Origin of the sequence: Mycolicibacterium komossense (assembly GCF_025822605.1) — a bacterium.
Taxonomy (GTDB): domain Bacteria; phylum Actinomycetota; class Actinomycetes; order Mycobacteriales; family Mycobacteriaceae; genus Mycobacterium; species Mycobacterium komossense.
Genome location: NZ_JACKTY010000020.1, coordinates 306,297 through 329,028, shown reverse-complemented (window position 1 = coordinate 329,028; position 22,732 = coordinate 306,297). Strand labels below are relative to the sequence as shown.

24 protein-coding genes are annotated in these 22,732 nt (G+C 67.1%); 9 read left to right on the top strand and 15 right to left on the bottom strand.

Annotated features, from left to right (window positions below; translation table 11 throughout):
- Positions 1-281: 281 nt before the first annotated feature.
- Together H7J73_RS09205 and sodN are read right to left on the bottom strand one after the other, a co-directional pair.
- A complete protein-coding gene (locus tag H7J73_RS09205; RefSeq protein ID WP_264067012.1) occupies positions 282-815 on the bottom strand; it encodes a peptidase in 534 nt (177 codons plus the stop codon).
- Positions 816-995: 180 nt separating this feature from the next.
- Positions 996-1,418, bottom strand: a complete 423-nt coding sequence (sodN, locus tag H7J73_RS09200) for a superoxide dismutase, Ni (protein ID WP_264067115.1) — start codon at positions 1,416-1,418, stop codon at positions 996-998.
- Positions 1,419-1,532: 114 nt separating this feature from the next.
- Here sodN and H7J73_RS09195 point away from each other — a divergent pair, with 114 nt between their 5' ends.
- Entirely contained in the window at positions 1,533-1,826 is a 294-nt protein-coding gene (locus H7J73_RS09195; protein WP_264067011.1) for a S26 family signal peptidase, read from the top strand.
- Here H7J73_RS09195 and H7J73_RS09190 read toward each other — a convergent pair.
- Complete coding sequence (locus H7J73_RS09190; protein WP_264067010.1) at positions 1,813-1,971, bottom strand: hypothetical protein; 159 nt, start codon at positions 1,969-1,971, stop codon at positions 1,813-1,815. The two genes, H7J73_RS09195 and H7J73_RS09190, sit on opposite strands and share 14 nt — an antisense overlap.
- Before the next feature lie 502 nt (positions 1,972-2,473).
- On the opposite strand from H7J73_RS09190, the gene H7J73_RS09185 reads away from it, so the two are divergent.
- The 3 genes from H7J73_RS09185 to H7J73_RS09175 all read left to right on the top strand — a co-directional run bounded on the left by H7J73_RS09185 (position 2,474) and on the right by H7J73_RS09175 (position 4,870).
- Positions 2,474-2,815, top strand: coding sequence for a rhodanese-like domain-containing protein (locus H7J73_RS09185; RefSeq protein WP_264067009.1), 342 nt, complete (start codon positions 2,474-2,476; stop codon positions 2,813-2,815).
- A 188-nt stretch (positions 2,816-3,003) separates the two neighbouring features.
- Positions 3,004-4,050, top strand: coding sequence for a DUF4328 domain-containing protein (locus H7J73_RS09180; RefSeq protein WP_264067008.1), 1,047 nt, complete (start codon positions 3,004-3,006; stop codon positions 4,048-4,050).
- Positions 4,051-4,054: 4 nt separating this feature from the next.
- Positions 4,055-4,870, top strand: a complete 816-nt coding sequence (locus tag H7J73_RS09175; protein ID WP_264067007.1) for a glycerophosphodiester phosphodiesterase — start codon at positions 4,055-4,057, stop codon at positions 4,868-4,870.
- Between the two features lie 6 nt (positions 4,871-4,876).
- On the opposite strand, the gene H7J73_RS09170 is transcribed toward H7J73_RS09175, so the two are convergent.
- The 5 genes from H7J73_RS09170 to H7J73_RS09145 form a co-directional block, all read right to left on the bottom strand.
- Positions 4,877-5,422, bottom strand: a complete 546-nt coding sequence (locus H7J73_RS09170) for a ferritin (RefSeq protein ID WP_264067006.1) — start codon at positions 5,420-5,422, stop codon at positions 4,877-4,879.
- 128 nt (positions 5,423-5,550) lie between these two features.
- Entirely contained in the window at positions 5,551-6,093 is a 543-nt protein-coding gene (locus H7J73_RS09165; protein WP_264067005.1) for a ferritin, read from the bottom strand.
- Between the two features lie 39 nt (positions 6,094-6,132).
- A complete protein-coding gene (locus tag H7J73_RS09160) occupies positions 6,133-7,383 on the bottom strand; it encodes an LCP family protein (RefSeq protein WP_435405452.1) in 1,251 nt (416 codons plus the stop codon).
- Between the two features lie 35 nt (positions 7,384-7,418).
- Positions 7,419-8,156, bottom strand: coding sequence for a CPBP family intramembrane glutamic endopeptidase (locus tag H7J73_RS09150; protein WP_264067114.1), 738 nt, complete (start codon positions 8,154-8,156; stop codon positions 7,419-7,421).
- 81 nt (positions 8,157-8,237) lie between these two features.
- Positions 8,238-9,008 carry a DUF2470 domain-containing protein gene (locus tag H7J73_RS09145; RefSeq protein WP_264067002.1) on the bottom strand — a complete coding sequence of 257 codons (771 nt, stop codon included), beginning with the start codon at positions 9,006-9,008 and terminating at the stop codon, positions 8,238-8,240.
- A 178-nt stretch (positions 9,009-9,186) separates the two neighbouring features.
- On the opposite strand from H7J73_RS09145, the gene pheA reads away from it, so the two are divergent.
- The gene (gene pheA, locus H7J73_RS09140; protein ID WP_264067001.1) at positions 9,187-10,068 is read left to right on the top strand and encodes a prephenate dehydratase; all 882 of its coding nucleotides are present in this window, start codon (positions 9,187-9,189) and stop codon (positions 10,066-10,068) included.
- On the top strand, positions 10,065-10,751 hold the full coding sequence (locus H7J73_RS09135) for a histidine phosphatase family protein (protein WP_264067000.1): 687 nt from the start codon (positions 10,065-10,067) through the stop codon (positions 10,749-10,751). The genes pheA and H7J73_RS09135 overlap by 4 nt, the downstream gene beginning before the upstream one ends.
- On the opposite strand, the gene H7J73_RS09130 is transcribed toward H7J73_RS09135, so the two are convergent.
- The 3 genes from H7J73_RS09130 to H7J73_RS09120 are packed head-to-tail and all read right to left on the bottom strand — an operon-like array spanning position 10,688 to position 12,806.
- A complete protein-coding gene (locus tag H7J73_RS09130; protein ID WP_264066999.1) occupies positions 10,688-10,918 on the bottom strand; it encodes a hypothetical protein in 231 nt (76 codons plus the stop codon). The genes H7J73_RS09135 and H7J73_RS09130 overlap by 64 nt on opposite strands.
- A gap of 53 nt (positions 10,919-10,971) precedes the next feature.
- Positions 10,972-11,322: a metallopeptidase family protein gene (locus tag H7J73_RS09125; protein ID WP_264066998.1), complete on the bottom strand. Its 351-nt coding sequence runs from the start codon at positions 11,320-11,322 to the stop codon at positions 10,972-10,974.
- Between the two features lie 5 nt (positions 11,323-11,327).
- Complete coding sequence (locus H7J73_RS09120; protein WP_264066997.1) at positions 11,328-12,806, bottom strand: septum formation family protein; 1,479 nt, start codon at positions 12,804-12,806, stop codon at positions 11,328-11,330.
- Positions 12,807-12,901: 95 nt separating this feature from the next.
- Between H7J73_RS09120 and H7J73_RS09115 the strand changes: the two genes are divergently transcribed.
- The 3 genes from H7J73_RS09115 to H7J73_RS09105 are packed head-to-tail and all read left to right on the top strand — an operon-like array spanning position 12,902 to position 15,388.
- Entirely contained in the window at positions 12,902-13,321 is a 420-nt protein-coding gene (locus H7J73_RS09115; protein ID WP_264066996.1) for an ankyrin repeat domain-containing protein, read from the top strand.
- A gap of 10 nt (positions 13,322-13,331) precedes the next feature.
- Positions 13,332-14,585: a serine--tRNA ligase gene (gene serS / locus H7J73_RS09110; protein WP_264066995.1), complete on the top strand. Its 1,254-nt coding sequence runs from the start codon at positions 13,332-13,334 to the stop codon at positions 14,583-14,585.
- The gene (locus tag H7J73_RS09105; protein ID WP_264066994.1) at positions 14,582-15,388 is read left to right on the top strand and encodes a DUF5718 family protein; all 807 of its coding nucleotides are present in this window, start codon (positions 14,582-14,584) and stop codon (positions 15,386-15,388) included. The genes serS and H7J73_RS09105 overlap by 4 nt, the downstream gene beginning before the upstream one ends.
- Here H7J73_RS09105 and H7J73_RS09100 read toward each other — a convergent pair.
- Genes H7J73_RS09100 through H7J73_RS09085 form a run of 4 tightly spaced genes read right to left on the bottom strand, consistent with a single transcriptional unit; the run spans position 15,367 to position 22,722 of the window.
- The gene (locus tag H7J73_RS09100; RefSeq protein ID WP_264066993.1) at positions 15,367-17,364 is read right to left on the bottom strand and encodes an acetoacetate--CoA ligase; all 1,998 of its coding nucleotides are present in this window, start codon (positions 17,362-17,364) and stop codon (positions 15,367-15,369) included. The genes H7J73_RS09105 and H7J73_RS09100 overlap by 22 nt on opposite strands.
- Positions 17,361-18,833 carry an APC family permease gene (locus H7J73_RS09095; protein WP_264066992.1) on the bottom strand — a complete coding sequence of 491 codons (1,473 nt, stop codon included), beginning with the start codon at positions 18,831-18,833 and terminating at the stop codon, positions 17,361-17,363. The genes H7J73_RS09100 and H7J73_RS09095 overlap by 4 nt, the downstream gene beginning before the upstream one ends.
- Positions 18,830-20,641 (bottom strand): hydantoinase B/oxoprolinase family protein, encoded by a 1,812-nt coding sequence (locus tag H7J73_RS09090; RefSeq protein WP_264066991.1) that lies wholly within the window; start codon positions 20,639-20,641, stop codon positions 18,830-18,832. Before H7J73_RS09090 ends, H7J73_RS09095 begins: the two co-directional genes overlap by 4 nt.
- Positions 20,638-22,722: a hydantoinase/oxoprolinase family protein gene (locus tag H7J73_RS09085; protein WP_264066990.1), complete on the bottom strand. Its 2,085-nt coding sequence runs from the start codon at positions 22,720-22,722 to the stop codon at positions 20,638-20,640. The genes H7J73_RS09090 and H7J73_RS09085 overlap by 4 nt, the downstream gene beginning before the upstream one ends.
- Positions 22,723-22,732: the final 10 nt, after the last annotated feature.

Genomic DNA, 22,732 nt, shown 5'->3' with positions numbered 1-22,732 from the left:
AAACAGTGCCGTTACCGGGCAACGACCGCCCGAGCTCAGTGTAAACGCGCGTATCTTTGCTGCCGGTGAAACGCCGCAGCGCAATCCGAAGGATGGCTCACCGACTCGTCACAGTGTCGCAGGCGCAGGCATGGCCAACCCTGGCAATGTCGAGTTAAGCCATCAGCGAAACTGTGCCCGCGGTATCCGTAGGTGGCGTGAACCGTACCCGGTCAACACCGGGGGATTCCGACGACCGGCCTGCCGACGGCTGCAATGCAGGCCAGTGGCCCCTCGGGGCCTCAGGCAGCGAGCAGCATCGCCAGGATCGCGGTGTCGGGATGGCTGATCGGGTCGACGCCGACGCGGCTGACCATCGACGTGATTGTCCCGTCGGATTCCGCCTCGACCCACGCCGCACGGTGCTCAAGGCCCAGATGCGGTAGTCCCGGCAGCAGCACGCAGCCCGATGCGGCGCCGGCGCACTCGGGCAGCGAGGGCATGGTCTCTGAGGGCGGATGGAGCATCAGCAGGGCGGGCGGCTGATGGTCGGCGAAATACCCTGCAGAGATTGCCGACTCGCCCACCACGGTGCCCTCGGCCAAGACCAGGCCGACCGTGCCGGGCTCCGGAGCGTCGGGTAGTTCCTCGCGTACGCCGAAAATCGTTGTGGTGGAGAGCAATCCAGGCAGGGATGCGACGCGGACCGCGACGATCAGCAGCTGCGCCCATTCTTTGGTCGAGTCCGGCCACCGACCGGATACCACGAAACCCTTGAGGGCACCTCGGGAATGAAAGGGGGCGAGTCCGATTGCCCGCCCTGACCCTGTTTCCATCTGCCCTCCGCGACTGCTCGGTTCGGACTTGCGTGCGACACGCCTGCGGGCCGTGAGCTCAGGATGGGGCACAACACCGTTGGCACGCAAGAGGACACGAGTGCTAATGGTCCGGACATAGAGCGGGGCGCCGTGCATGACGCACGGCGCCCCGGTATCCGGTCGAGACTCGGTGGCAGATCAGGCAGGCGGATAAACGCCCATGCCCTTGGCCTTTTCGGTCTGCCAGAAGATGTCGGAGATCTCGTCGATGGTCTTCAGCAGCTTCTCGGCGACGGCGATATCGAGCGACTTCTTCACATCGCCTGCGCCATGCACGCCGTCCCAGAACAGCTGGTGCAGGTTGGGGAACTGCTCGAAGTGGTCCTTGGTGAAGAAGTCAGCCCACAGCACGGTCAGGTGGTGCTTGACCTCTTCAGCGCGCTGCTCCTTGATGATGATGGCGCGCGTCTTGAAATGGTCGTCGTCCGAGTCGTGGTATTTCTGAAGCGTCTTGAGGCAGGACAGCGCCTCGATCTTCGCCTGCGCTGGGTCGTAGACACCGCAGTACAGGTCGCAGTGGGCGTGGGCGGGGGTCGCGTTGGAGAAGAGTCGATGCAGCAGCATGGCCCTAAACTACCCCGCCACACGCGGCACGAAAACCTACACTTCCCGGTTGTGCCGTCCCGTTCACCACGTCGTTGGCCAGTACGGCGATTCGCTGTCGTCGAGGATTCGATGCGTCCCACGCTGAATCCGGGCGACGGGCTGCTGGCGTTGCGCGGCGGCCGGGTACGCAGCGGGCAGTTACGGGTGTTCCCTGATCCGACGTTGCCATCTCGGTGGCTGATCAAACGTGTCGGAGAAGTGCGAGGCAGCGGCCGGACCGCGACGTTCGAGGCCTGCTCGGACAATCCGCACGCGCCGGGAGTGGTGGATTCACGGCGATTCGGCTGGATACCCGCCGCCGGCTCGTATCGCGTGGTGTGGACGCTTTCCTACCGCGACGACGGCTCGGTTACGTCAGGATGATGAGCGCGAGCACCCCGAGCAGCAGCAGGGCGATCACGACGGCGCGCAGACCCGCCAGCAGGTAGGACCGGTTGCAGGTCGACGAGGGTACGGACCAGTGCGGTGTCGCCGCAGCGATTCGCGGTCCAGTCGGTTGAATAGCCATCACGCGCTCCCCATCTGCCTAGTCAACACTCGCGACCCCCAGTGAGATGTATCACAACACGCCTAGTGACGGCGATCATAACCCTTCCGGATAGCTGGGGAAAATCGGACCCGTACTGCCCGGTCGGATAGTTTTCGCCGGGCGTGTTTGCATCTCGGAATACCGGGGAATCCGGAGGCGTTGGTGCGGCTTGCGGTCAGTTTTCACGAGGTGACCAGTGCGCGTCGCCCGCGTTGCACGGTCGAGTGTTCGATTTCGCTCCGCTGTCCGTCGCCTTGTTGATCGCGCCCTCACAACGGCCCTCGGTTATCCACAGTCCGCTTCGCCCGCATGCCCCTTCTGCTCGGCTTTGCCCCATCGCCGGGCTCACACCGCCTGTGGATAAACCTGTGGAAACTGTGGATAGTCACGGGATTGCTGGAGCGCACAGCTCATACGTAACCGCCACGTTCACCGCCGTTCATAGTGGAGCGGTCCGCCGTCGCGTGACAGGATCGACAGCATGGATGACGCAGCTGTGCCAGAGGAGCAGGTAGCGGGGATTCCCGTCGAATTCGGCGCGTCGGCGGTTCTGCTCGACGTCCGCGAAGACGACGAGTGGCAGCGCGGTCACGCGCCAGGGGCTCAGCACATCCCCATGGGTGACGTCCCTGCCCGGATGGGTGAGATCGATCCCGAGAAGCCGCTGTACGTCATCTGCCACGCAGGCGGCCGGTCTCTGCGGGTGTCGCAGTATCTGCAGCGCAACGGCTACGAGCCCGTCAATGTCAACGGCGGCATGTTGGCCTGGGCTGGTGCAGGGCGCCCGGTGATCACCGACGGAGGCTCCCCGGGGACCGTCTGACCCCTCCGCCGAGGCTGTTGCCCGCCTCCTGAGCCGTCTCGTTCCTCGCCGCATCGGTCGCCTCGCGCCTTTATTTCTCGGCTCCTCAGCGGAGGAAAGCGCTCCGCATCGGTCGCCTCGCGCCTTTATTTCTCGGCTCCTCAGCGGAGGAAAGCGCTCCGCATCGGTCGCCTCGCTACTCTGGTCGGGTGATCCAGGTGTGTTCGGCGTGCGGCACGCGATGGAACGTGCGTGACAAGCAACGCGCATGGTGCCCGCGGTGCCATGGAACGCTGTTGCCGCCGTCCAACGAAGTGCGCCCCGCCCCTGACCCCAACTGGGGTCGACCGGGTGGTGCGCCCCCGCTGCCGGCCGAACAACGCGGCGGTCAGCGCCCAGACATCCGCCTGCCACCGGGCTACCGGTGGATCGCCGTGCGGCCAGGGGCCGCGCCGGTACCGCACCGTCGGCGCCGCCAACTTGGTCCGACCCCGCGGTATGACGTCATCCCGCGGTGGGGTCTGCGCGACTACATCGATCCCAACGCCGCAGCGCCACCGGCACCCCCGCGAGGCGGCCCCCCGGCGACGGTGGTGCGCCTGGCGTTGGTGACAGCTGCCGCCATCCTGGCTTTCGCGGCGCTGGTGCATGTGCTGCGGTACGTCCTGCTGATCGTCAATCGGACGACCCTGCTGAACCCGTTGCTGGCGGGTGCCGCACTCTGGATCGGCGTTCTGGCCAGCGTGCTGGCCATCTTCGCCGTCATCGGCTGCGCACTGGTCCTGATCAACTGGCTGATCGCCCGGCGGGTGGCGGTCTATACGCATCACCTGGTGACCGAACCCCGACCGACGTGGGCGCTGTGGGTCGGCTGCCTGGTGCCGGTGGTCAACCTGTTCTGGGCGCCTGTGTACGTCATCGAGATGGCGACCATCGAAGGTGTCTACACACGACTGCGTAAGCCCGTCATCGTCTGGTGGGTGCTGTGGGTGCTGAGCACCGTGGTGTCGATCTGGGCGCTGGCGACCAGCTTCACCAATGATGCGCAGGGTATTGCCGACAACACCGTGACGATGACCCTCGCGTACCTGCTCGGCTTGGCGGCAGCGGTCTCACTGGCCCGGGTATACCTCGGATTCGAGCGCAAGCCGGTGGAAAGGCCGGCGCACCGCTGGGTCGTCGTTCCCGCTGACCAGCGGGAAACCCCCGAATCCGGCGCAGCGGTTGAGCGAGAAGGCCAGGAACCGGCAGCATAGGCCTATGAAGTCGGTCGACGGGCACCCCTTCGTCGTAGCCCATCGTGGCGCGTCGGCGGACCGTCCCGAGCACACTCTGGCCGCGTACCAGCTGGCCCTGGAGGAGGGTGCCGACGGTGTCGAGTGCGACGTCCGGCTCACCCGTGACGGTCACCTGGTGTGCGTGCACGACCGGCGTGTCGACCGCACCTCGACGGGCACCGGCTTGGTCAGTGAGATGACGCTGGCCCAACTACGCGAGTTGGACTACGGCTCCTGGCACGGCAGCTGGCGCCCCGACGGGAGTCAGGGCGATACCGGGCTGCTCACCCTCGACGACCTCGTCACGCTGGTGCTGGACTGGAACCGCCCGGTCAAACTCTTCATCGAAACCAAGCATCCCGTCCGCTACGGCGCACTGGTCGAGAGCAAGGTGTTGGCGCTGCTGCATCGCTACGGCATCGCCTCACCGGCGTCGGCGGACCTGTCCCGCGCGGTGGTGATGTCTTTCTCGGCCGCCGCGGTATGGCGGATCAGACGTGCCGCGCCGCTGCTGCCCACTGTCCTGCTGGGCGACACTTCGCGCTACCTCAACGGCAGCGCCGCGACAACCGTCGGGGCCACCGCCGTCGGACCGTCGATCGCCACCCTGCGTGAGCATCCTGAGTTGGTCGACCGCGCAGCCGCACAGGGCAGGGCCCTGTACTGCTGGACGGTCGACCACTACGAGGACGTCGGGTTCTGCCGAGACGTCGGGGTGGCGTGGATCGCCACCAACCATCCCGGCCGGACCAAGGGATGGCTACAGGACGGGCTGACAGGCGCGGGCCGTGACGGCTGACCGGTCCTAGATCGCGCCGCCGGCAGCGCTTGGTGCGGTGGGATCGGCTGCAGCCCCGGTCATTTCGCGGGCGACGAAATCCTCCAGCTCGAACAGGTTGGCACCGGCCCGGTCGGCGATCCGCAACAGGGTGGTCATCGAGGCGACCTCTTCGACCTGCTCCTTGAGGAACCACTGCATGAACTGCTCGCCGAGGAAGTCGTGCTCGTCACGGGCGGCGGCCGCCAGTGCCGTGATCTGCTCGGTGACCGTGCGCTCCTGATCCAGCGCCAGGCTCAGGGCTTCCCGCGGAGAGTCGAAATCGTTGCGCACCGCGTCGATACCGGTGATGTCCACCTTGATGTCGCGGTCGAGTAGATGGCGCACCAACATCATCGCGTGGTTGCGCTCTTCGATGGCCTGCCCGTAGAAATGCGCGGCTAGCTGCGGCAGGTCGTCACCGTCGAAGTGCACGGCGATCGCAATGTATTGCTGCGACGCGGTGAATTCGTGGCGGACCTGCTCCTGCAGCAGGGCCTGGAATTTGGTGTCGGATGCGCCGTGATTAAGCATACGAATGACAATACTGCAGCTCAGAAGGCATGTCATCGAAGGTGATGCTAACTGAGGCGAGCCTGACCGAAGTAGGGTGAATCGTGGCCGCCGCCTTACGGTGACGCCAGACACAGTTTGCTGCGGGCTTAGACGGCACCGCCTGCGACGGCGGGCGCCGTCGCATCGGTGGTCGCTGCGGTGTTGAGTTCGCGGGCGACGAAGTTCTCCAGGTGGAAGAGGTTGTCGCCGGCGCGGTCGACGATCGTCAGCAGGGTGGTCATCGAGGCGACCTCTTCGACCTGCTCCTTGAGGAACCACTGCATGAACTGCTCGCCGAGGTAGTCGCCGCTGTCGCGGGCGGCCCGCGCCAACCGCGTGATCTGCTCGGTCACGCCGCGCTCCTGGTTCAGCGCCAGTTCGACGGGTTGGCGCACCGAATGAAACTCGGTCACCACGGCGGGCACCCCGGGAATGGCGACCTGCACATCCTTGTCCAGTAGATACCGGACGATCATCATGGCGTGATTGCGCTCCTCGAGCGCCTGCCGGTAGAACCGGGTGGCCAGTTGTGGCAGATCCTCGCCGTCGAAGTACACCGCGACGGCGACGTACTGCTGTGAAGCGGCGAATTCGTTGCCGACCTGCTCGATGAGTAGATCTTGGAACGACGGGGAGTCCTCTGAAGTCACGAGGACTCACCTTAGCGATTTCGGGGTCGAAATCGGTGCCTACGGCTGGGCGTCCAGCGCGGCCTGCGGCACCGGTCGGTCGGCGGCCAGTGCCTCGAACAGTTGGCCGGCGGCGGAGTGGTCCCATACGACGACCGAACCCACGTCACCGGTGGTGAATTCGCCGATCGGCACTGTAATGGCGGTGGTGTTTCCGTGCAGGGCCCAACCCAGTCGAGCCAGGTCCCAGACATGGTCGCCGTCGTTCACGGTGAGTGCATCCACGGCGGCATGCGGCACCGAATACCAGTGCCACGGGTTGAGCCAGACCGCCGGACTGGTGGCCCTGCTCAGGAGATCGGCCATGAACCGACGCTGGTTGGTCATCCGGTCGAGATCGGCGCGGGGGGTGGCGCGAGAGCGGACGTACCCCAGCGCGCTGCGCCCGTCCAGCGTCTGGCAGCCGGCGGGCAGGTCGATGCCGGCGAGGGGGTCGTCGATCGGGTCGGCAGGGCATGCGGTCACGCCGCCGAGCGCGTCGACCAGAACGGCGAAACCGTCGAAGCCGACTTCGGCGTAATGGTCGAGCCGCAGTCCCGTCGCTTGTTCGACAGTCCGGGCCAGTAGCGGCGCACCACCGATGGCGAAGGCCGCGTTGATCTTGTCTTCGCCGTGGCCGGGTATCGGCACGTACGAGTCGCGGGGGATGGACACCATCGTGGTGGGGGTGCTGGACCCGACGCCGGGCACGTGCACCAGCAGGATCGTGTCGGTGCGGCCGTTGCCGAGATCGCCGCCGGTGCTCAGCTCGGCTTGCTGCGCTTCGGTCAGGCCGGCCCGGCTGTCGGACCCGACAAGTAGCCAAGTGGTCCCCTGGCCTGCTGCGGGACGGTCCGGATAATCCGCCAGCGCAGCGGTGTGGTGCAGCGAATGCTCGATCCAGTAGGTGGTCCCGGCGAGAGCCAGAACCACCACCAGCAGCATGGTGAACAGGATGCGCAGCACAGGCGGACGGCGTCGCTTGGTGCGGACCGATGGCCGCGGTGGTGCGACGGGTTGGGCAGGAAGCGCCGCGGGCGGCGGCCGACGAGGTGGTGGTGGCCGACGAGGTGGTGGTGGTGGGGGCGGCGGTCGGCGTTGCGGAGGTGGCGGCAGCGGTTGCGCCTGCGGATGCCGTGGCGGGGGTGGCGCCGGCCGGCCGGTCTGTGGCCGGTAGGCCGGATCGCGGCGAATGAACTGCGTCGGCTCCGAGGCTGGCTCGGGCCGACGGGAGCGGGGATCCCCGGGCGGGACCCGCCGATCGTCATTCACCAGGACAATTTACGCGCTGGCCGACAGTGCCAGGCTCACGTCGGCTTGGTCGGTGTCGCCCAGCCCAGGCGCTGCGCCAGCAGCGCGTAGCCGACGAATGCGACGGTGTCGATGACGCCGTGCGCGATGATCAGCGGCCACAGCCGGCCGCTGCGCCGCCAGGTGTAACCGAACACCAGGCCCATTGCCAGATTGCCGACTCCGGCGCCGAACCCTTGATAGAGGTGATAGCTGCCGCGCAGCACGCTCGACCAGATCAGCGCCTTGGTACGACTCACCTGGAGTTGGTCGAGCCGGGTCAGCAGATAGCCGACGACGACGACTTCCTCGGCCCAGCCGTTGGCGAACGCGGACAGGATCAGCACTGGTACCCGCCACCACGAGTCGGTCAGCTCGGTCGGGACGACCTCGGCGCTGAAGCCCAGGTACCGCGCGACGAGGTAGAGGCCGAGGCCGGGGATGCCGATCAGCGCGGCCAGACCCAGGCCGCCGAGGAGGTCTGGTTTCACGCGAAACCGTCGCAAACCGATACGGGCCGGGCTCAACCCGGTGCGCCATAACAGGTAGACGGCGAGCCCGCCCCAGGCGACGAGTTGCACGATGAACGCCAGGTTCAGGCCGAGGTCGATCAGGTCGTAATAGGAGCGGCGCGGATTCAGGGCGACGCGCTGGCCGGCCAGACCGCGCAGCACGAAATCGATCAGCTGCAGCGTCGCCGTCACCGCGCTCATCCCGAACGTGACCGCCAGGACGACGACGATCTCGATGCGCATCGCCCGCCGCTCGGGCGGGGGCAGCCCGCCAGGATGCGGATCGACCGGCCGTGTCACCCCGCCACGGTAGCGGCAGCCCGATCAGGTTCGTCGGGCGCGCAGTCCGTTCACGAACGGGCAGCCCATCAGAATGCGGATCGCCTGGCTCAAACCATGAACGTCGTCGACCGGCTTACCGAAGGGCAGCCGGACGTCGTGATCGCCGTCTTCCCCCTCGACCCGCAGCCGCACCCCGTAACGGTCCAGGCCCAGCGGGCGGACCCGTCCGCGGCGCAGCTGGCCCGGCAGCTTGGAGGCCAGGCGGTCCACCATGTCGTGGTGGTCGGCGTCGATATGGCGCAGCCAGCAGGTCTCCATGGCGCAGAACGGGTCCGGCTGCGCCTCGAGCAGGGTGCTGACGCCCACCGATTCGGCTCCGGTCGCGTCTGCGACCACCACCGATTCGATCTCCAGCCGAAGCAGGGTGTAGTCCGAACCCACTTGCAGCAGAGCGGGATTGGGGTTCTCGATGGCGACGAGGTCGAGCACCTCTCGCACGGAGGACGACGGCACCGGGTAGAGCCGGCCGCGGATCCACACCAGCGAGCGCACGGGTTCCCGCAGGGGCAGCGGCGCATAGTCGGTCAGCTCGAGCACCGCTTGGACGCCGGCATGGCCGGAGCTGACGACAGTGGCGGCGGCCACCCCGATGGACGGCACGGTGATCGCGAACGAACCGTCGGCCAATAGGTGGTGCACAGCGGTGGTCTCGGGCTCCGAACCTTCCAGCGCCAGGATCGCACTGCCGGCACGCACGCAGGCGCTGCGGATCCGCTCAGCTGTCGTGGGTCCGTGCAGCGTCGCCAATGACATAGGAGTGACCTTCCGCCTGATTCGGGTGAGGAGTCTGTAACTGAGGTAAGCCTAACTTAACTAAGTCTGCGTCGGCTGCGCAAGGCGTTCCACTGGACCACTGCCGGGCATCTCTGCATCACTCGTACCTTGTTCTGCATCGGCGTCGTTCTGCATCGGCGTCCGGCTAGGGTTGGCTGTGGTCTCCATCGCCTACCTGGGTCCCCGGGGGACCTTCTCGCAAGCGGCGCTGATCGACATGTCGCGCGCCGGCCTGATCCCCGGCGACATCCGCACCGAGTGCGACGAGAAACCGACCGACAGCACACCGGCCGCGCTGGCGGCAGTGCGCAGCGGCGCTGCCGACTACGCCTGCGTGCCGATCGAGAACTCCATCGACGGGTCGGTCCTGCCGACGCTCGACAGCCTCGCGGTCGACCCCGAACTCCAGATCTTCGCCGAATTGACCCTTGATGTGGCGTTCAGCATCGTCGTCGCACCAGGCACGACAGCTGACGACGTCCGGACAGTCGCCGCCTTCCCGGTCGCGGCGGCCCAGGTGCGGCGCTGGCTGAGCGAGCACCTGCCGCACGCCACCGTCGTGCCGGCGATCTCCAATGCCGGTGCCGCCGAAGACGTCGTGGCCGGCCGGGCCGACGCGGGGGTGAGTACCGCGCTGGCCGCGCAGATCTACGCTCTGCCGACACTCGCGGACGGGGTGGTCGACGAACCCAATGCGCGCACCCGGTTCGTCCTCGTCGGCCGGCCGGCGCCCGCGCCGGCGCGAACCGGAGCCGACCGGACATCGGTGGTGCTGCGCCTGGCCAACGTGCCGGGTGCCCTGGTCGGCGCGCTGAACGAGTTCGCCGTCCGGGATATCGACCTGACCCGCATCGAATCCCGGCCGACCCGCGTCGAGCTGGGCACATACGTCTTTTTCCTCGACTTCGCGGGCCATCTCGACGACGAACCGGTCGCGGAGGCACTCGAGGCGCTCGACCGGCGTTGTACTGCAGTGCGGTATCTCGGATCGTGGCCGATGGATTCGGCCCCAGGCGCGGACGGTGAGGCAAAGTCATGAGCGGGCGGTTGGTACTGGTCCGGCACGGGCAGTCGTACGGCAACGTGGACAAGCGGCTCGACACCCGCCCGCCGGGTGCCGAGTTGACGCCGCAGGGCCGCGAACAGGCCAGGACATTCGCCAGGGGCGTCGCCCAGGCGCCCGGACTGCTGGCCCACTCGGTTGCCACCAGGGCGCTGCAGACGGCTGGGGAGATCGGTGCCGAGCTCAACGTGCCCACCCATGAGCTGGACGGCATCTACGAGGTGCAAGTCGGTGATCTGGACAATCGCAACGACGACGCGGCGGTGGAAGAATTCGATCGTGTCTACCGGCGCTGGCACGACGGCGACCTGGACGTGTCGATGCCGGGCGGGGAGTCCGGGACCGAGGTGCTCGAGCGGTATGTGCCGGTGCTGACCGATCTGCGGATGCGCTATCTCGACGACCATGATTGGACCAGCGATATCGTCGTCGTCAGCCACGGCGCTGCGATCCGGTTGGTCGGCGCGATCCTCGGCGGCGTCGAAGCACATTTCGCGCTGGAGCACCATCTGGCCAACACGGAGTCGGTGGTGCTGGCGCCGATCACCGACGGGCGATGGAGCTGCCTGCACTGGGGCTCGCAGTCGCCGCCGTTCTATCCCGAGCGGGCCGCCGATCCGGTCGAGGACGTGAAGGCCGCATCGGACCCGATGGGCTGAGTGCATTCGCACCCGACGACATCGCAGTCGATGACGAGGGTGTGCACGATCACCTCGGGGGTGGTGCAGTCCTCATCGGTGCACTCGCTGCGCCACAGCGCATGCCGGATGAGAGTGCCGTGGCAGTGTTGCAGCCCTGCCTCGCACTCCCGACACCGCACGCCCATGGGCCGTTCCTACCACTGCCGGCGGACAATCCGGTGGCGCCGCGCCACGGAAGTCAGGCCCAGCCGAGTTCGTGCAGGCGGTCGTCGCCGATACCGAAGTGGTGGGCGATCTCGTGGACCACGGTGATCGTGACCTCTTCGACCACCTGTTCCTCGCTGTCACAGATATCGAGAATCGCGTCACGGTAGATGGTGATCGCGTCCGGCAGTGAACCCGCATAGAAGGAGTCGCGCTCGGTCAGCGCGATGCCTTCGTACAGACCCAGCAGGCTGGGCTCTTCGGGGTGCCGGGCCTCGACCAGGATGACGACATTGTCGATCGCCGCGGCAAGACGCTGCGGAATCTGGTCGAGTGCGTCGGAGACCAGCTCGTCGAACTTCTGCGGGCTCATCTGAACCGCCATGCCGATCAGGCCGGGGGCGGCAGGATGACCGGGCCCGGCGCTGGGCCGGGTATCGGTGCTTCCATCGGCGGTCCGCCGGCGGGCGGCGGTGCATCAGCGGGCGGCGGTGCATCGGCGGGCGGCGGCGCGAGGGGATCCACCGGCGCAGGCGGTGCGCCGGGCGGCAGCGGGTTGAACGTATTGCCCTGCGTCGGAGGCACGCTCTGCCCGGTCGTCGGGGCCACCGAAGTGGTGGCACTGGTGGAGGGCTGGCCCGGCAGATGCTGGTTGCTGCCGGTCTGGCTCGACGACGACGACGACGACGAGGATGAGGACGAGGACGAGGACGAGGATCCGGAACCCGACGAGTCGTACGTCGAGTCGTAGGAGGGCTGCTGCGCAGACGACGGATCGGGCAGCGGGATCGGCGGCATGTTGAGCCGCTCCTGCGGGATGTCCGGCGGTGCGACCGGCGGCTGGCCGTTGATCAGCACCGGGCCCTTGGCGCTGTTGAGCAGGGTGGCCCAGCCGCCGTTACCCAGCGTCGCGCCGATACTGCAGGCCACCTGGTGGCTGCCCGCTGCCCAGCTGGGCAGCGAGATCGTGTTGTAGGTCAATGTCAGCGTCGTGGCCCGCAGCTGGACTGGTGCCAGATAGGCGTCGGTCATCTTGGTGCAGCTGTCCTTGATGAACGCATCCTGGTCTGGTTCCGCGGGCAGACCGCCCGGGAACTTCTCGGCCAGGTTCACCGCGCCGGTGACCTCCATGGCGTGCGGCGCGGCACAGTCCACCGGTGTGTCGGTCGGTTGGTTACTGGCGGGATCGATCCCGACGCAGGTTCCTGCGGGCCACACTTTGGACTGGTCGATATCGGCTACCTTGCCCTTGAACGGCAGCTGCTGGCCGTCGGGGCCGGCCAACTGGAGTCCGCACAGGATCCGCCGTTCGCCGGACTGGCGCCACGCTTTGTCGCCTGACCAGAGCATGCTGACGACGAACCGGCTGTTGGGGTCGAATTTCGGGCCGAGGTACTGCCGCACGGCGGCCTGGCACTGCTCCTGGGTGATCTGCTGGATTCGGGCCGGCGAGGGCGGCGCGGCGTCGGGGCCGTACTCGGCGCCGGGGAAGGTGCGCATGTCCACCGCTTCGGCGACCTCGAAGCGGTGGTCGTCCTTGCAGTCCACGAGTGTGGCGCCGTCGGGGTCCTTACCGGTCCAGTTCAGGCACTTCCCGGCCTCGGCCTGATCGAAGGTCTGGTTGCTGCCACCGCCGGTGCCGACACCCTTTTTGGGCTCCAGATACGCCACCAGACCGCTCTGGGTTCCGTTGACCGGAATCGCGGTGATGATGCCGGCGATCAACAGCCCGCCGAGTGCGGTCAGCAGCAGCGCGCGGCGCGTGGACGTGGCCCGGAGAGTGCGCAGCCAAGAGAACCGTTCAGGCCGGCGCTCGGGCTGGTCGTCGACGGATTCGGCCTTCTCAGGTGCGTCCAACATCGGCTCCATTGTGACAGGCGTGTCCGGTGCTGTGACAAGTGATGCAGTTGTAACGTTACGTGGTTGTGCTGTAGTGGCGCTGGTCCGGAGCTACGTTGGTGCTCATGACGGATCCGGTTGACGATCTGGACGACGAGGTGCTCGGCCTCGCCCAGCGGCTCTTCGAGATGGCCCGGGCCGGGGAGGCGATCTCCCTGGCGGCCTACCTCGACGCCGGAGCGCCCGTCGATCTGACCAACGCCGCGGGGGACACACTGGTCATGCTGGCCGCCTACCACGGTCATGCCGACACCGTCCGGACACTGGCCGACCGCGGCGCCGACGTGAACCGGGTCAACGACCGGGGCCAGTCGCCCCTGGCCGGCGCGGTGTTCAAGGGCGCGGACGACGTGGTCCGAGTGCTGGTCGATGCCGGTGCCGATCCGACCGGCGGGGCACCGAATGCCATCGACACCGCGCGGATGTTCGAGCGCGGCGGCTACCTCGAGATGTTCGGCGAGTCCGGGCCAACCCGAGGTAGGTAGTGTTCTCGCCGTGATCGACCTGAAGTTGCTCAGGGAAGACCCCGATGCTGTCCGCCGCTCGCAGACCAGTCGTGGCGAGGATCCAGCCCTCGTCGATGCGCTGCTGTCCGCCGACACGGCGCGTCGGGCTGCCATCTCCACTGCCGATACCCTGCGCGCCGAGCAGAAGGGCGTGAGCCGCGAGGTCGGCGCCGCCTCGCCTGAGGACAGACCGGCGGTGCTGGCGCGCGCCAAAGAACTCGCGGCCGGCGTCAAGGCGGCCGAGGTTCAGCAGGCTGAGGCCGAGGCGGCGTTCACCGCGGCCCACCTGGCGATCTCCAACGTCATCATCGACGGTGTGCCCGCAGGCGGCGAGGACGATTTCGTCGTCCTGGACACCGTCGGCCACCCGCCGGTGATCGAGAATCCGAAGGATCACCTCGAGCTCGGTGAGGCGCTGCACCTGATCGATATGGAGCGCGGCGCCAAGGTGTCGGGCTCGCGGTTCTACTTCCTGACCGGCCGCGGTGCGCTGCTCCAGCTCGGGCTGCTACAGCTGGCGGTTCGGCTGGCCACTGAAGCCGGCTTCACCCTGATGATCCCGCCAGTGCTGGTTCGGCCCGAGATCATGGCCGGCACAGGCTTTCTCGGTGCCCACGCCGACGAGGTCTACCATCTGGACGACGACGATCTGTACCTGGTCGGGACCTCGGAGGTGCCGCTGGCGGGTTACCACTCCGGTGAAATCCTCGACCTGTCGGCCGGGCCGATGCGCTATGCGGGGTGGTCATCGTGTTTTCGCCGCGAGGCGGGCAGCTACGGCAAGGACACCAGGGGCATCATTCGGGTGCACCAGTTCGACAAGGTCGAAGCCTTCGTCTACTGCAAGCCCGAGGAGGCCCAGGCCGAGCATCAGCGGCTGCTCGGCTGGCAGCGAGAGATGTTGGCCCGCATCGACGTTCCCTACCGGGTCATCGATGTCGCCGCCGGTGATCTCGGGTCGTCGGCGGCCAGGAAGTTCGACTGCGAGGCGTGGGTACCCACCCAGCAGACCTACCGCGAGCTGACCTCGACATCGAACTGCAGCACGTTCCAGGCGCGGCGGCTGGCCACCCGCTACCGCGACGAGAACGGCAAACCGCAGATCGCCGCGACACTGAACGGCACACTCGGCACCACCCGCTGGCTGGTGGCGATTCTGGAGAACCACCAGCAACCCGATGGCAGCGTCAAGGTGCCGGAGGCGCTGGTTCCCTACGTCGGCACGGAGGTGCTGGAGCCATGATCGACATCGACCTCGACGAACTGCATTCGTGGTTCGGCTTCGGAGTTGCCGGTAACTTCGCCGGACATCTCGAACAGGCCGGCGAGGCAGTCGATTTCGTGAACGTCGCATCGGAAGGTGTTGCCCCCAAGGGAATCTTCCCCTGGTACGCGCCCGGATCCGACAGCTTCCTCGGTGAATTCCCGTTGTCCTCCGACGCGATCATCCTGCCCGAGAGCGACGAGCCGCTGAACCTGCAGATCGAGCCAGAGGTCGGGCTGGCCTGCAAGGTTGCGTGGTCCGGTGACACGGTCGCCTCGCTGGAACCGTTCGCGCTCGGCGCCTTCAACGACTGCTCGATCCGCCGCCCCGGTGCGCCGAAGATCAGCCATAAGAAGAACTGGGGACCGGCGTCGAAGGGTGTTGCCCGTGAGTTCTTCGACATCAGCGATCTGACCCCCGACGGCCCGACCGCCACGCTGCGGCTGGTCTGTCATCTCCAGACCGCTGACGGTCAGGTGCACGAATACGGCGTCGACAGCCCGCTACTCGGTTACTCGTACTACGGCGAGGTGCTGCTGGACTGGATCGTCGAGCGGCTGGCCAACCAGAAGGGTTCTGCGGAAACGCCGTTGGAGGATGTCGGTGCGCTGATGGCGGCGGCCGGGCACCCGAAGAACGTGCTGATCGGTATCGGTGCGACGCGCTACACCGCGCTGGGGGAGTCGACGTTCCTGCAGTCCGGTGACGAAGCCATCGTCCGCGTCTACGATACCGAGTCCGACGCCTTCTCCGAGTTGCGTCAGAAAGTGGCCACCCGCTGAGGTGATTGTCCGGCGGTCCTGGCGATCTCGGCGAAATCGTCGAACAATGAGGCATCGTCGACGGCGTCCGGGGACACCACCGCCGCAGCCGCCGCGCCCTGCAGCATCCGTTTGACGGGGACTTCCAGCTTCTTGCCGGTGCGGGTGTGGGGGATGCCGCGGACTGCGATGATGTCGTCGGGGATATGCCGTGGGGAGGCTCGCTGCCCGATGGCGAGCTTCATCTGCGCTATCAGGGATTCGTCGAGATGGCACTGCGGCGCCAATGTCACGAACAGTGGCATCCAGTAGCTGCCGTCGGTCCGATCCACCCCGACCACAAGGGATTCCGTCACCTGCGGGAAGGTCTCGACCGCGGCGTAGATGTCGGCGCTGCCCATCCGGATACCGTTGCGGTTGAGGGTGGCGTCGGAGCGGCCGTGAATGACGACCGAGCCCCGCGCGGTGATGGTCACCCAGTCGCCCTGGCGCCAGGCGTCGGGAAACATGCCGAAGTAGGTGGTGCGGTAGCGCTCGCCGGTGGTGTCGTTCCACAGCCGGATCGGCATGCTCGGCATCGGCCGGGTGATGACGAGTTCGCCGACCTCGCCGGCGGCCACGGGGGTGCCCCGCTCGTCCCAGGACTGTGCGGCGACGGCCAGGCAGCGGGTGGACAGCTCGCCTGCCCAGACCGGCGCGTTCGGCGCGCCACCGGCGAACGCGCTGGCCACATCGGTGCCCCCACTCATCGACCAGACTGGTTTTTTGCCAACGTGTTCCAGGGCCCAGCGGTGCACATCGGGAGCCAGCGGTGAACCGGTACAGCCCAGCGCCCGCAGCGCCGTGAGGTCGAAGTCGGTACCCGGTGTCAGTCCGGCCTTGGCGCTGGCGTGGAGATATCCCGGGCTGGTGCCGAAGAAGGTCACCTGGTGGGCGGCGACCAATCGCCACATGGCGGCGACGTCAGGATAGGTGGGCGACCCGTCGTAGCAGACGATGCTGCCGCCCAACAGAAGGGTGGAGACCTGCAGGTTCCACATCACCCAACTCGTCGAGGTGTACCAGAAGACGCGATCGGAAGCTGTGACATCCCAGTGCAGCGCAAGCTGTTTGAGCATCTCGACGAGGATGCCTCCGTGACTGTGCACCAGGCCCTTGGGAATCCCGGTCGTACCCGAGGTGAACAACACCCACAACGGGTGATCGAAGTCCACGACGAGGGGTGTGACGGGATTCGGCGACGGGACCGTCAGGTCATCCCATTGCAGCACCCGCGTCGCGGGCAGGCGACACCCTTCGCGCCCGACGACAACCGTGGCGATCACGCTGTCGGCCAGCGCTGACGCCAGGGTGTCGATCGCGTCGGCGCGGTCGTGCAGCACGCCGTTGTAGCGGTACCCGGTGGCGGCGATCAACACTGTAGGGCGAAGCTGGGCGAACCGGTCGACGACAGCGGGAGCCGCGTAGTCCAAGCCCACCACCGACCACACCGCCCCCAACGACGCGGCGGCCAGGAAAGCGATGACCGCCTCTGCGCTGTTGGGCAGGTAACCCGCGACGACATCACCGGCGGCGACACCGAGCCCGTCGAGGGCAGTGGCCAACGCGGACACCTTCTGGCGCAACTCATCCCACGTCAGCGTGGTCGTGTTACCGGACTCGTCGACCACGATCACCGCAGGGGTGGCCCGAGATCCGCCGCGTAGCAGATGGTCGGCGAAGTTGATCCGCGCCCCGGAAAACCACTGCGCCCCGGGCAGCGCGTCTACTGACAGGACCTCGTCGTAGCCGCTGACGCAATCCAGATCGAAATACTCCCAGATGGCCGCCCAGAACTCGGCGATCTCTGCGACCGACCACTCCCACAGACCTTGGTAGTCACTGATGTCCAGCCCTCTGGTGACACGGAGGTGGTCGATGAAGGACTCCAGATTGCTCGGTGCCCCGCAGCCCTGCTCCGGTGACCACAGCGGCTGTTCGGCGCCGGCGGTGCTCACGCGGTCACTGCTGCGGCGCGTCGGCTCCGCGGCAGGATCCACACCAGGTACCAGATCCCCCCCAGTCCGATGAAAATCACAGCGGTCCAGGCAGTCTGGTGATTGGCCGACGGGAACGTCAGCGTGCCTACGACGAACAGCTGCCACAGGAAAGCGACAAGAGCGACCGGCTTGGCCCACCGGCCCAGGGAGAACTTCCCGAAGCTCTGCGGCAGCTCGCCTTTGTACGCTTTGTACAGGAAGATCGCCGCCACCAGTGTGTACACCAGGTTGTAGCCCACCGATGCGGTCCCGAAGATGGTGTTCTGCACATTCGCCGAATAGAGCTGCGGCACAGTGAACATGACGATGGCGAACACGCCGACGCAGATCGTCGCCGCAGCGGGGGTCTTACGCGAGTTGACCTTCTTGAACAGCGATGAGCCCGGCGGCAACCCGTCGCGGGCCATGGAGAACAGCAGTCGGGTGGCGCCGGCGGTGATCAGCAACGCGACGGCGAAGAACGTGACCAGCAGCAGCGCGTTGTAGACCTCGGCGACGGTCTGGCCGAACTGGTACTCGACGACGGACAGCGCGGGGGTGGCGGACTGTAGGGTCTCCGCCAGGCCGGGTGAGGCGTAACTGAAGGCGACCACCATGACGATGCCCGAGATCGCGACCGCACCGATCGACCACAGCATCGTGCGGGCGGCGGTGTTGGGGGCGTCCTTGGTCTCCTCGGCCATGTCAGCCGGCAATTCCCAGCCCGCGTAGAGGAATGCGCCGAGCAGGAAGGCCAGCAGGAACGCGTAGCCGTAGGGCTGGCCTTCGGTTCCCGGCGCGGCCTGGAACAGCACCGACACCGGTTGGGGATGCCGAACGACGGCGACGATCAACAGCACGACGGCGGCGACGATGCCGCACAGCACCTCCACGAAGACCGCCACGTTGTTCACCCAGGCAGCGAACCGGGTGCCGACGATCAGCACGGCACAGACGACGGCCGTCAACACGATGCCACCGACGACGTTGGAGTTCCGTGTGGTCTCGATGCCCAGGATGGACAGGAAGTACGGTGTTACCCCGTATATCGTTCCGGCAGAGCCGATCCCGAATCCCATAAAGCCGACGACCCCGGTCATCCAGCCGATTGGCTTGTTCGTCAACCTGCTGGACCACTGGTAGGCGTAACCGGCGATGGGCAGCCTGCCGACCAGATCGGCGAAGATGAGACCGACGAGCAGGGCGCCGACACTCGAGGGCAACCAGGACCAGATCCCCATGGTGCCCGAACTCGCCCAGATCACCGGCAGGGTGATGAAGATGCCGGCCGAGATACCGACCCCGCTGAACGACACCGCGAAGGAGGAGAACTTGCCGAGGGCGCGCGAGAGTTCCTGCTTGTAGCCGAACTGGTTCAGCTGGCCGTCCGCTGCCTCGCTCGAATCAGGTTGAGTGGGTTCGGTATTCGCGGGTTTGGCAGTGGTCATCGCGGACTCCTGGCTCTGAGGGTTCGGGTTGCTTCTTCGTTCACGCGGTAGTGGCCGTCCGCGTCGCGGATGAGTGCGACGCCGTAACTGCCGGCGGCCGAGTCTGCGCTGATCCAGCCTTCGACGACGTCGTCGAGTACCAATGCGGGGTCGCGCAGGTACGGGTCGCCGTACCCGCCGCCGCCGGCTTCCGCCCCGACCACGATGTCGCCGGCTCCCAGTGTGGTGTCGCCGATCGGGTCGAGGTCGACAGAACTCCCGTCGGCGTTATCGCGTCGCAACGTGACCGGACTGCCCGGCGCCCCACCGAGCACACCGAGGGCGGGGTGCTGGGCGAAGTCGGCGAAATAGTAGACCGTCATGTCGGTGTCGGTCGGGCCGAAGGCGACTTCGGTGGCGGGCGCACCGCGGAACTGTCCCGCGCCGCCGCTGTCGGTCAGCAGGCGGATGTGGCTGACCCGCATCGGGAATCGCTGTTCGAGCACCTCGACGCTGTCGCTGTAGACCACCATGGCGGCGTCGGGCATGCAGTAGGTCACCCAGCCGTCGCAGGTGGGTGTGCCCGGTCCGCCGTTCGAGCCGACGACGAGCTGGTTGACGTACGGCCGGTCGGTGTCGTTTCGCCGGTCCACGCCGCTGATCACCGCGAACCCGGCGCCGCAGGCTCCGCCACCCTCGGCGAGACCGTGTCCGAAACCCAGCTGGGCGAAGGCGCGTTGCACCGGATTGATGACGCGCTCAAGCACATTGGTGGTGGCCAGCGAGGTGGACATCGGCTCGGGTGGTATTCCGACGATGCAGCCCTCGCGCAGTTCGACCTCGATCCGCCGGAAGGCGCCGGAGTTGCGGGGCACATCCTCGGGGATGGCGTTGAGGATCCCGATGATGGCACCGCTGGTGGCCGTGGCCTGGGAGAGGTTGAACCCCGCCGGAATACAGTCCGGGTTGTCGCGCAGGTCGACCACGATCTTGCCGTCGGCGGGCTTGATATCGAGCTTCACGGTGATCGGGATGCCCTCGGGCGCGCAGTCGATCGGGTCATGCGTGCTCGAGGCGGTCAGCTGCCGCTCGGGTAGCCGGGCGATCGCGGCCGCCATCGACCGTTCCGAGTAGTTCAGCCACTCGGTGACGAACTGCTGAACTGTCTCGGGGCCGTACTTGTCGACCAGTTCGATGATGCGGCGTTCGCCGACCCTGGCGGCGCCGAGCGTCGCAAGGTAGTCGCCATACCAGATGTCGGGCACCCGGATTCGGCGCCGGCACATCCTGATGATGTCTTCGACGTCGGAGTAGTCCCGCTGGATCGCCACGCAGGGGAAGTTCAGCCCGCCCTCGGCGTAGATGTCCTCGGCGAACGCCATATACGTGGTCGGTTCCGCGTTACCGCAGTCGCCCTGGTGGGCCTTGGCAGCCGCGGTGAACAGATGTTGTCCGCCGTAGAACACCGGTACCAGGATGGTGTGGTCCGCGGTGTGGGTATTGCCGAGGAACGGGTCGTTGTGCAGGTAGGCGTCGCCGGGGGCGAGCTCGGGGTGCAGCCTGGTCATCGATTCGGTCTGCATTCCCGCGCCCAGGACGTGCACCTGCAGCCCTTCGGCGCAGGCCAGAAGCTCGTTGTCGGCGGTCACGATGCAGCAGGAGAAATCGCGGGCCATGTTCAACACCGAGGATCGGCCGGTTCGGAACAGGGTGTTCGTCATCTCGCGCACGATCGTCTCGAACCGACCGGCCAGCACTGGCAGCAGGACCGGGTCGAAATCGATCTTCTCAGTGGGGTTTTCGGTAGGGGTTTCGATGAGCTCCGTCACGAGTTCTCCTTGCTCAGGATGAAGCTGCCGCGGTCGCTGATCTGCAGAGTCCAGCGTGGCGGTACGACGATGGTCGTGGTGGCGAGCTGGACCAGCAGGGGTCCGGCTGTCGACTGTCCCGGGGTGAGATCGCCGCGGTCGAGCACAGGGGTGTCGACGGTGTGGTCGTCGAACACCGCGGCGCGGCGCCGGCCCGGGGCGGGCCGGGTAGGGGGTGCGGCGACGATGTCGGGGTGGTGCAGTATCCCGCGGGCGCGGATCTTCCACGCCAGGAACTCCACTGTCTCCGTCGGATCGGACACGGTGAAGATCCGATGGTGCTCGGCGTCGAACGCGCTGCGCAGTTGTCGCTCGACATCCGGGGCATTGAGCAGCTCGTCGTCGAACGGCACCTCCAGATCCCAAATCTGTTCTGCGTAGCGGGCTTCGACGACGTAGTCCCATTCGAATCCGATGACGCCGGTGCCGTCGAGGCGGTCCCCGAAGGCGCGGGCCCGCGCATCCAGTTCGCGTTTGGCGGCCAGCACGCCGGCGTGGTCGAAAGCGGCCGATGTGGTGGGGTAGCTGCGGGTGAATTCGCGCAGCACGTCGGAGAAGTGTGCCCCGGCCGCGCTGAGCGCACCGGCGGTGGGCGGGATCAGCACCCGGCTGCACCCGATCGCCTCGATGATGGGCACGATCGTCATGCCCGCGGCGCCGCCGCCTGCGACGATGACCGCCTCCCGCGGATCCACCCCCTGGTTGATGGTGATCTCGCGGATGGCGTCGGCCATCCGTTCCCCGGCGACGGTGAGGATCGCCGCGGCGGTGCGAGTCGGGTTCAGCCCGATCTGCTCGCCGAGCTTGCCGACCGCGTCGTGGGCGGCGGCGATGTTCAGCCGGACCCGCCCGCCCAGGAACGATTCCGCGTCGAGGTAGCCGAGCACCGCCGCGGCGTCGGTGACTGTCGGCTCCACGCCACCGAGGCCGTAGCAGGCCGGCCCTGGGTCGGAGCCGGCGCTACGCGGCCCCACCTGCAGCAGACCACCCGCGGCGATTCTGGCGATGGAGCCGCCGCCGGCGCCGACACTGCGGACGTCCAGCGACGCGAGCCCGGTCAGATGACCGGTATGCGTTTCCCCGAGCCAGGTTTCGCGGGTGACTACGGGTCGGCCACCGCGGACCAGGCTGACATCGAAACTGGTCCCGCCGGTGTCGCAGACGACGATGTCGTGCCCGTCCTTGACGTCAGGGCCGACTTCGGCCGCGGAGTACGCGAGGCCGGCCATCGGCGCCAGGGCGGGGCCAGATTTCGCCAGATAGATCGGTCGCTCGATGATGTCCTCGAAGAACAGGACACCGCCCAGCGACGTCGCCGCGACCAGTCGCCCGTGATACCCGACGCTGCGCAACCAGTCCTCGATCGCCTTGAGGTGGCGTTGCATCAGCGGCTTCAGTGAGGCGTCGAGCGAGACCGACGAGGCGCGCCGGAATTCGCGGATGACCGGGTTGAGGCGATGGGACACCGACACTGCGATCTCAGGCAGCCCGGCTTGAATCCGGTGTGCCAGCAGCTCCTCGTGTTCGGGGTTGACGATCGACCAGACCAGCGCAATGGCAACAGCTTCCACGCCGGCGCGCGCGATCTGGGCGACGACGGCGTCGGCGGCCGGCTCCGTCAGCGGCCGCACCACTGCGCCCGTCGCGGCGATGCGCTCGGGCACTTCGAAGGTGAGGTGGCGGGGGATGTACGGTTTCGGGAACGGTGTGGCGAAGTCGTAGGGCCGCAGCCGGCCGCCCTCCTTGCGGACCAGCAGATCGCGAAAACCCTCGGTGACCAGTAACGCGGTTCGCGAGGTGGTGCCCTCCAGGATGGCGTTGGTGGCCCTGGTCGTGGAGTAGACGAACAGCTCGGTTTGCGCCAGGAGTTCCTCGGGGGCCAGCTCCAGCTGCCGCGCGGCATCCGAAAGTGCTTCCCACAGACCACCTTCGGGGGTATCGAAGGTGGTCAGCGCTTTACCGACGGTGATCTGGTCGCCCACCCCCGACACCACCAGGTCGGTACAGGTGCCGCCGATGTCGACGGTGATTCGTACGGGCATCGAGGCCTCC

Excerpts from the sequence above, each read along its gene's own strand:
- H7J73_RS09135 (WP_264067000.1), top strand. The coding sequence starts at position 10,065 with ATGAGCGGGCGGTTGGTACTGGTCCGGCACGGGCAGTCGTACGGCAAC.
- H7J73_RS09175 (WP_264067007.1), top strand. The coding sequence starts at position 4,055 with ATGAAGTCGGTCGACGGGCACCCCTTCGTCGTAGCCCATCGTGGCGCG.
- H7J73_RS09130 (WP_264066999.1), bottom strand. The coding sequence starts at position 10,918 with ATGGGCGTGCGGTGTCGGGAGTGCGAGGCAGGGCTGCAACACTGCCAC.
- H7J73_RS09145 (WP_264067002.1), bottom strand. The coding sequence starts at position 9,008 with ATGTCATTGGCGACGCTGCACGGACCCACGACAGCTGAGCGGATCCGC.
- H7J73_RS09105 (WP_264066994.1), top strand. The coding sequence starts at position 14,582 with ATGATCGACATCGACCTCGACGAACTGCATTCGTGGTTCGGCTTCGGA.
- H7J73_RS09095 (WP_264066992.1), bottom strand. The coding sequence starts at position 18,833 with ATGACCACTGCCAAACCCGCGAATACCGAACCCACTCAACCTGATTCG.
- H7J73_RS09185 (WP_264067009.1), top strand. The coding sequence starts at position 2,474 with ATGGATGACGCAGCTGTGCCAGAGGAGCAGGTAGCGGGGATTCCCGTC.
- H7J73_RS09205 (WP_264067012.1), bottom strand. The coding sequence starts at position 815 with ATGGAAACAGGGTCAGGGCGGGCAATCGGACTCGCCCCCTTTCATTCC.
- H7J73_RS09150 (WP_264067114.1), bottom strand. The coding sequence starts at position 8,156 with ATGCGCATCGAGATCGTCGTCGTCCTGGCGGTCACGTTCGGGATGAGC.
- H7J73_RS09190 (WP_264067010.1), bottom strand. The coding sequence starts at position 1,971 with ATGGCTATTCAACCGACTGGACCGCGAATCGCTGCGGCGACACCGCAC.
- H7J73_RS09115 (WP_264066996.1), top strand. The coding sequence starts at position 12,902 with ATGACGGATCCGGTTGACGATCTGGACGACGAGGTGCTCGGCCTCGCC.
- H7J73_RS09195 (WP_264067011.1), top strand. The coding sequence starts at position 1,533 with ATGCGTCCCACGCTGAATCCGGGCGACGGGCTGCTGGCGTTGCGCGGC.
- H7J73_RS09125 (WP_264066998.1), bottom strand. The coding sequence starts at position 11,322 with ATGGCGGTTCAGATGAGCCCGCAGAAGTTCGACGAGCTGGTCTCCGAC.
- H7J73_RS09120 (WP_264066997.1), bottom strand. The coding sequence starts at position 12,806 with ATGGAGCCGATGTTGGACGCACCTGAGAAGGCCGAATCCGTCGACGAC.
- H7J73_RS09085 (WP_264066990.1), bottom strand. The coding sequence starts at position 22,722 with ATGCCCGTACGAATCACCGTCGACATCGGCGGCACCTGTACCGACCTG.
- H7J73_RS09170 (WP_264067006.1), bottom strand. The coding sequence starts at position 5,422 with ATGCTTAATCACGGCGCATCCGACACCAAATTCCAGGCCCTGCTGCAG.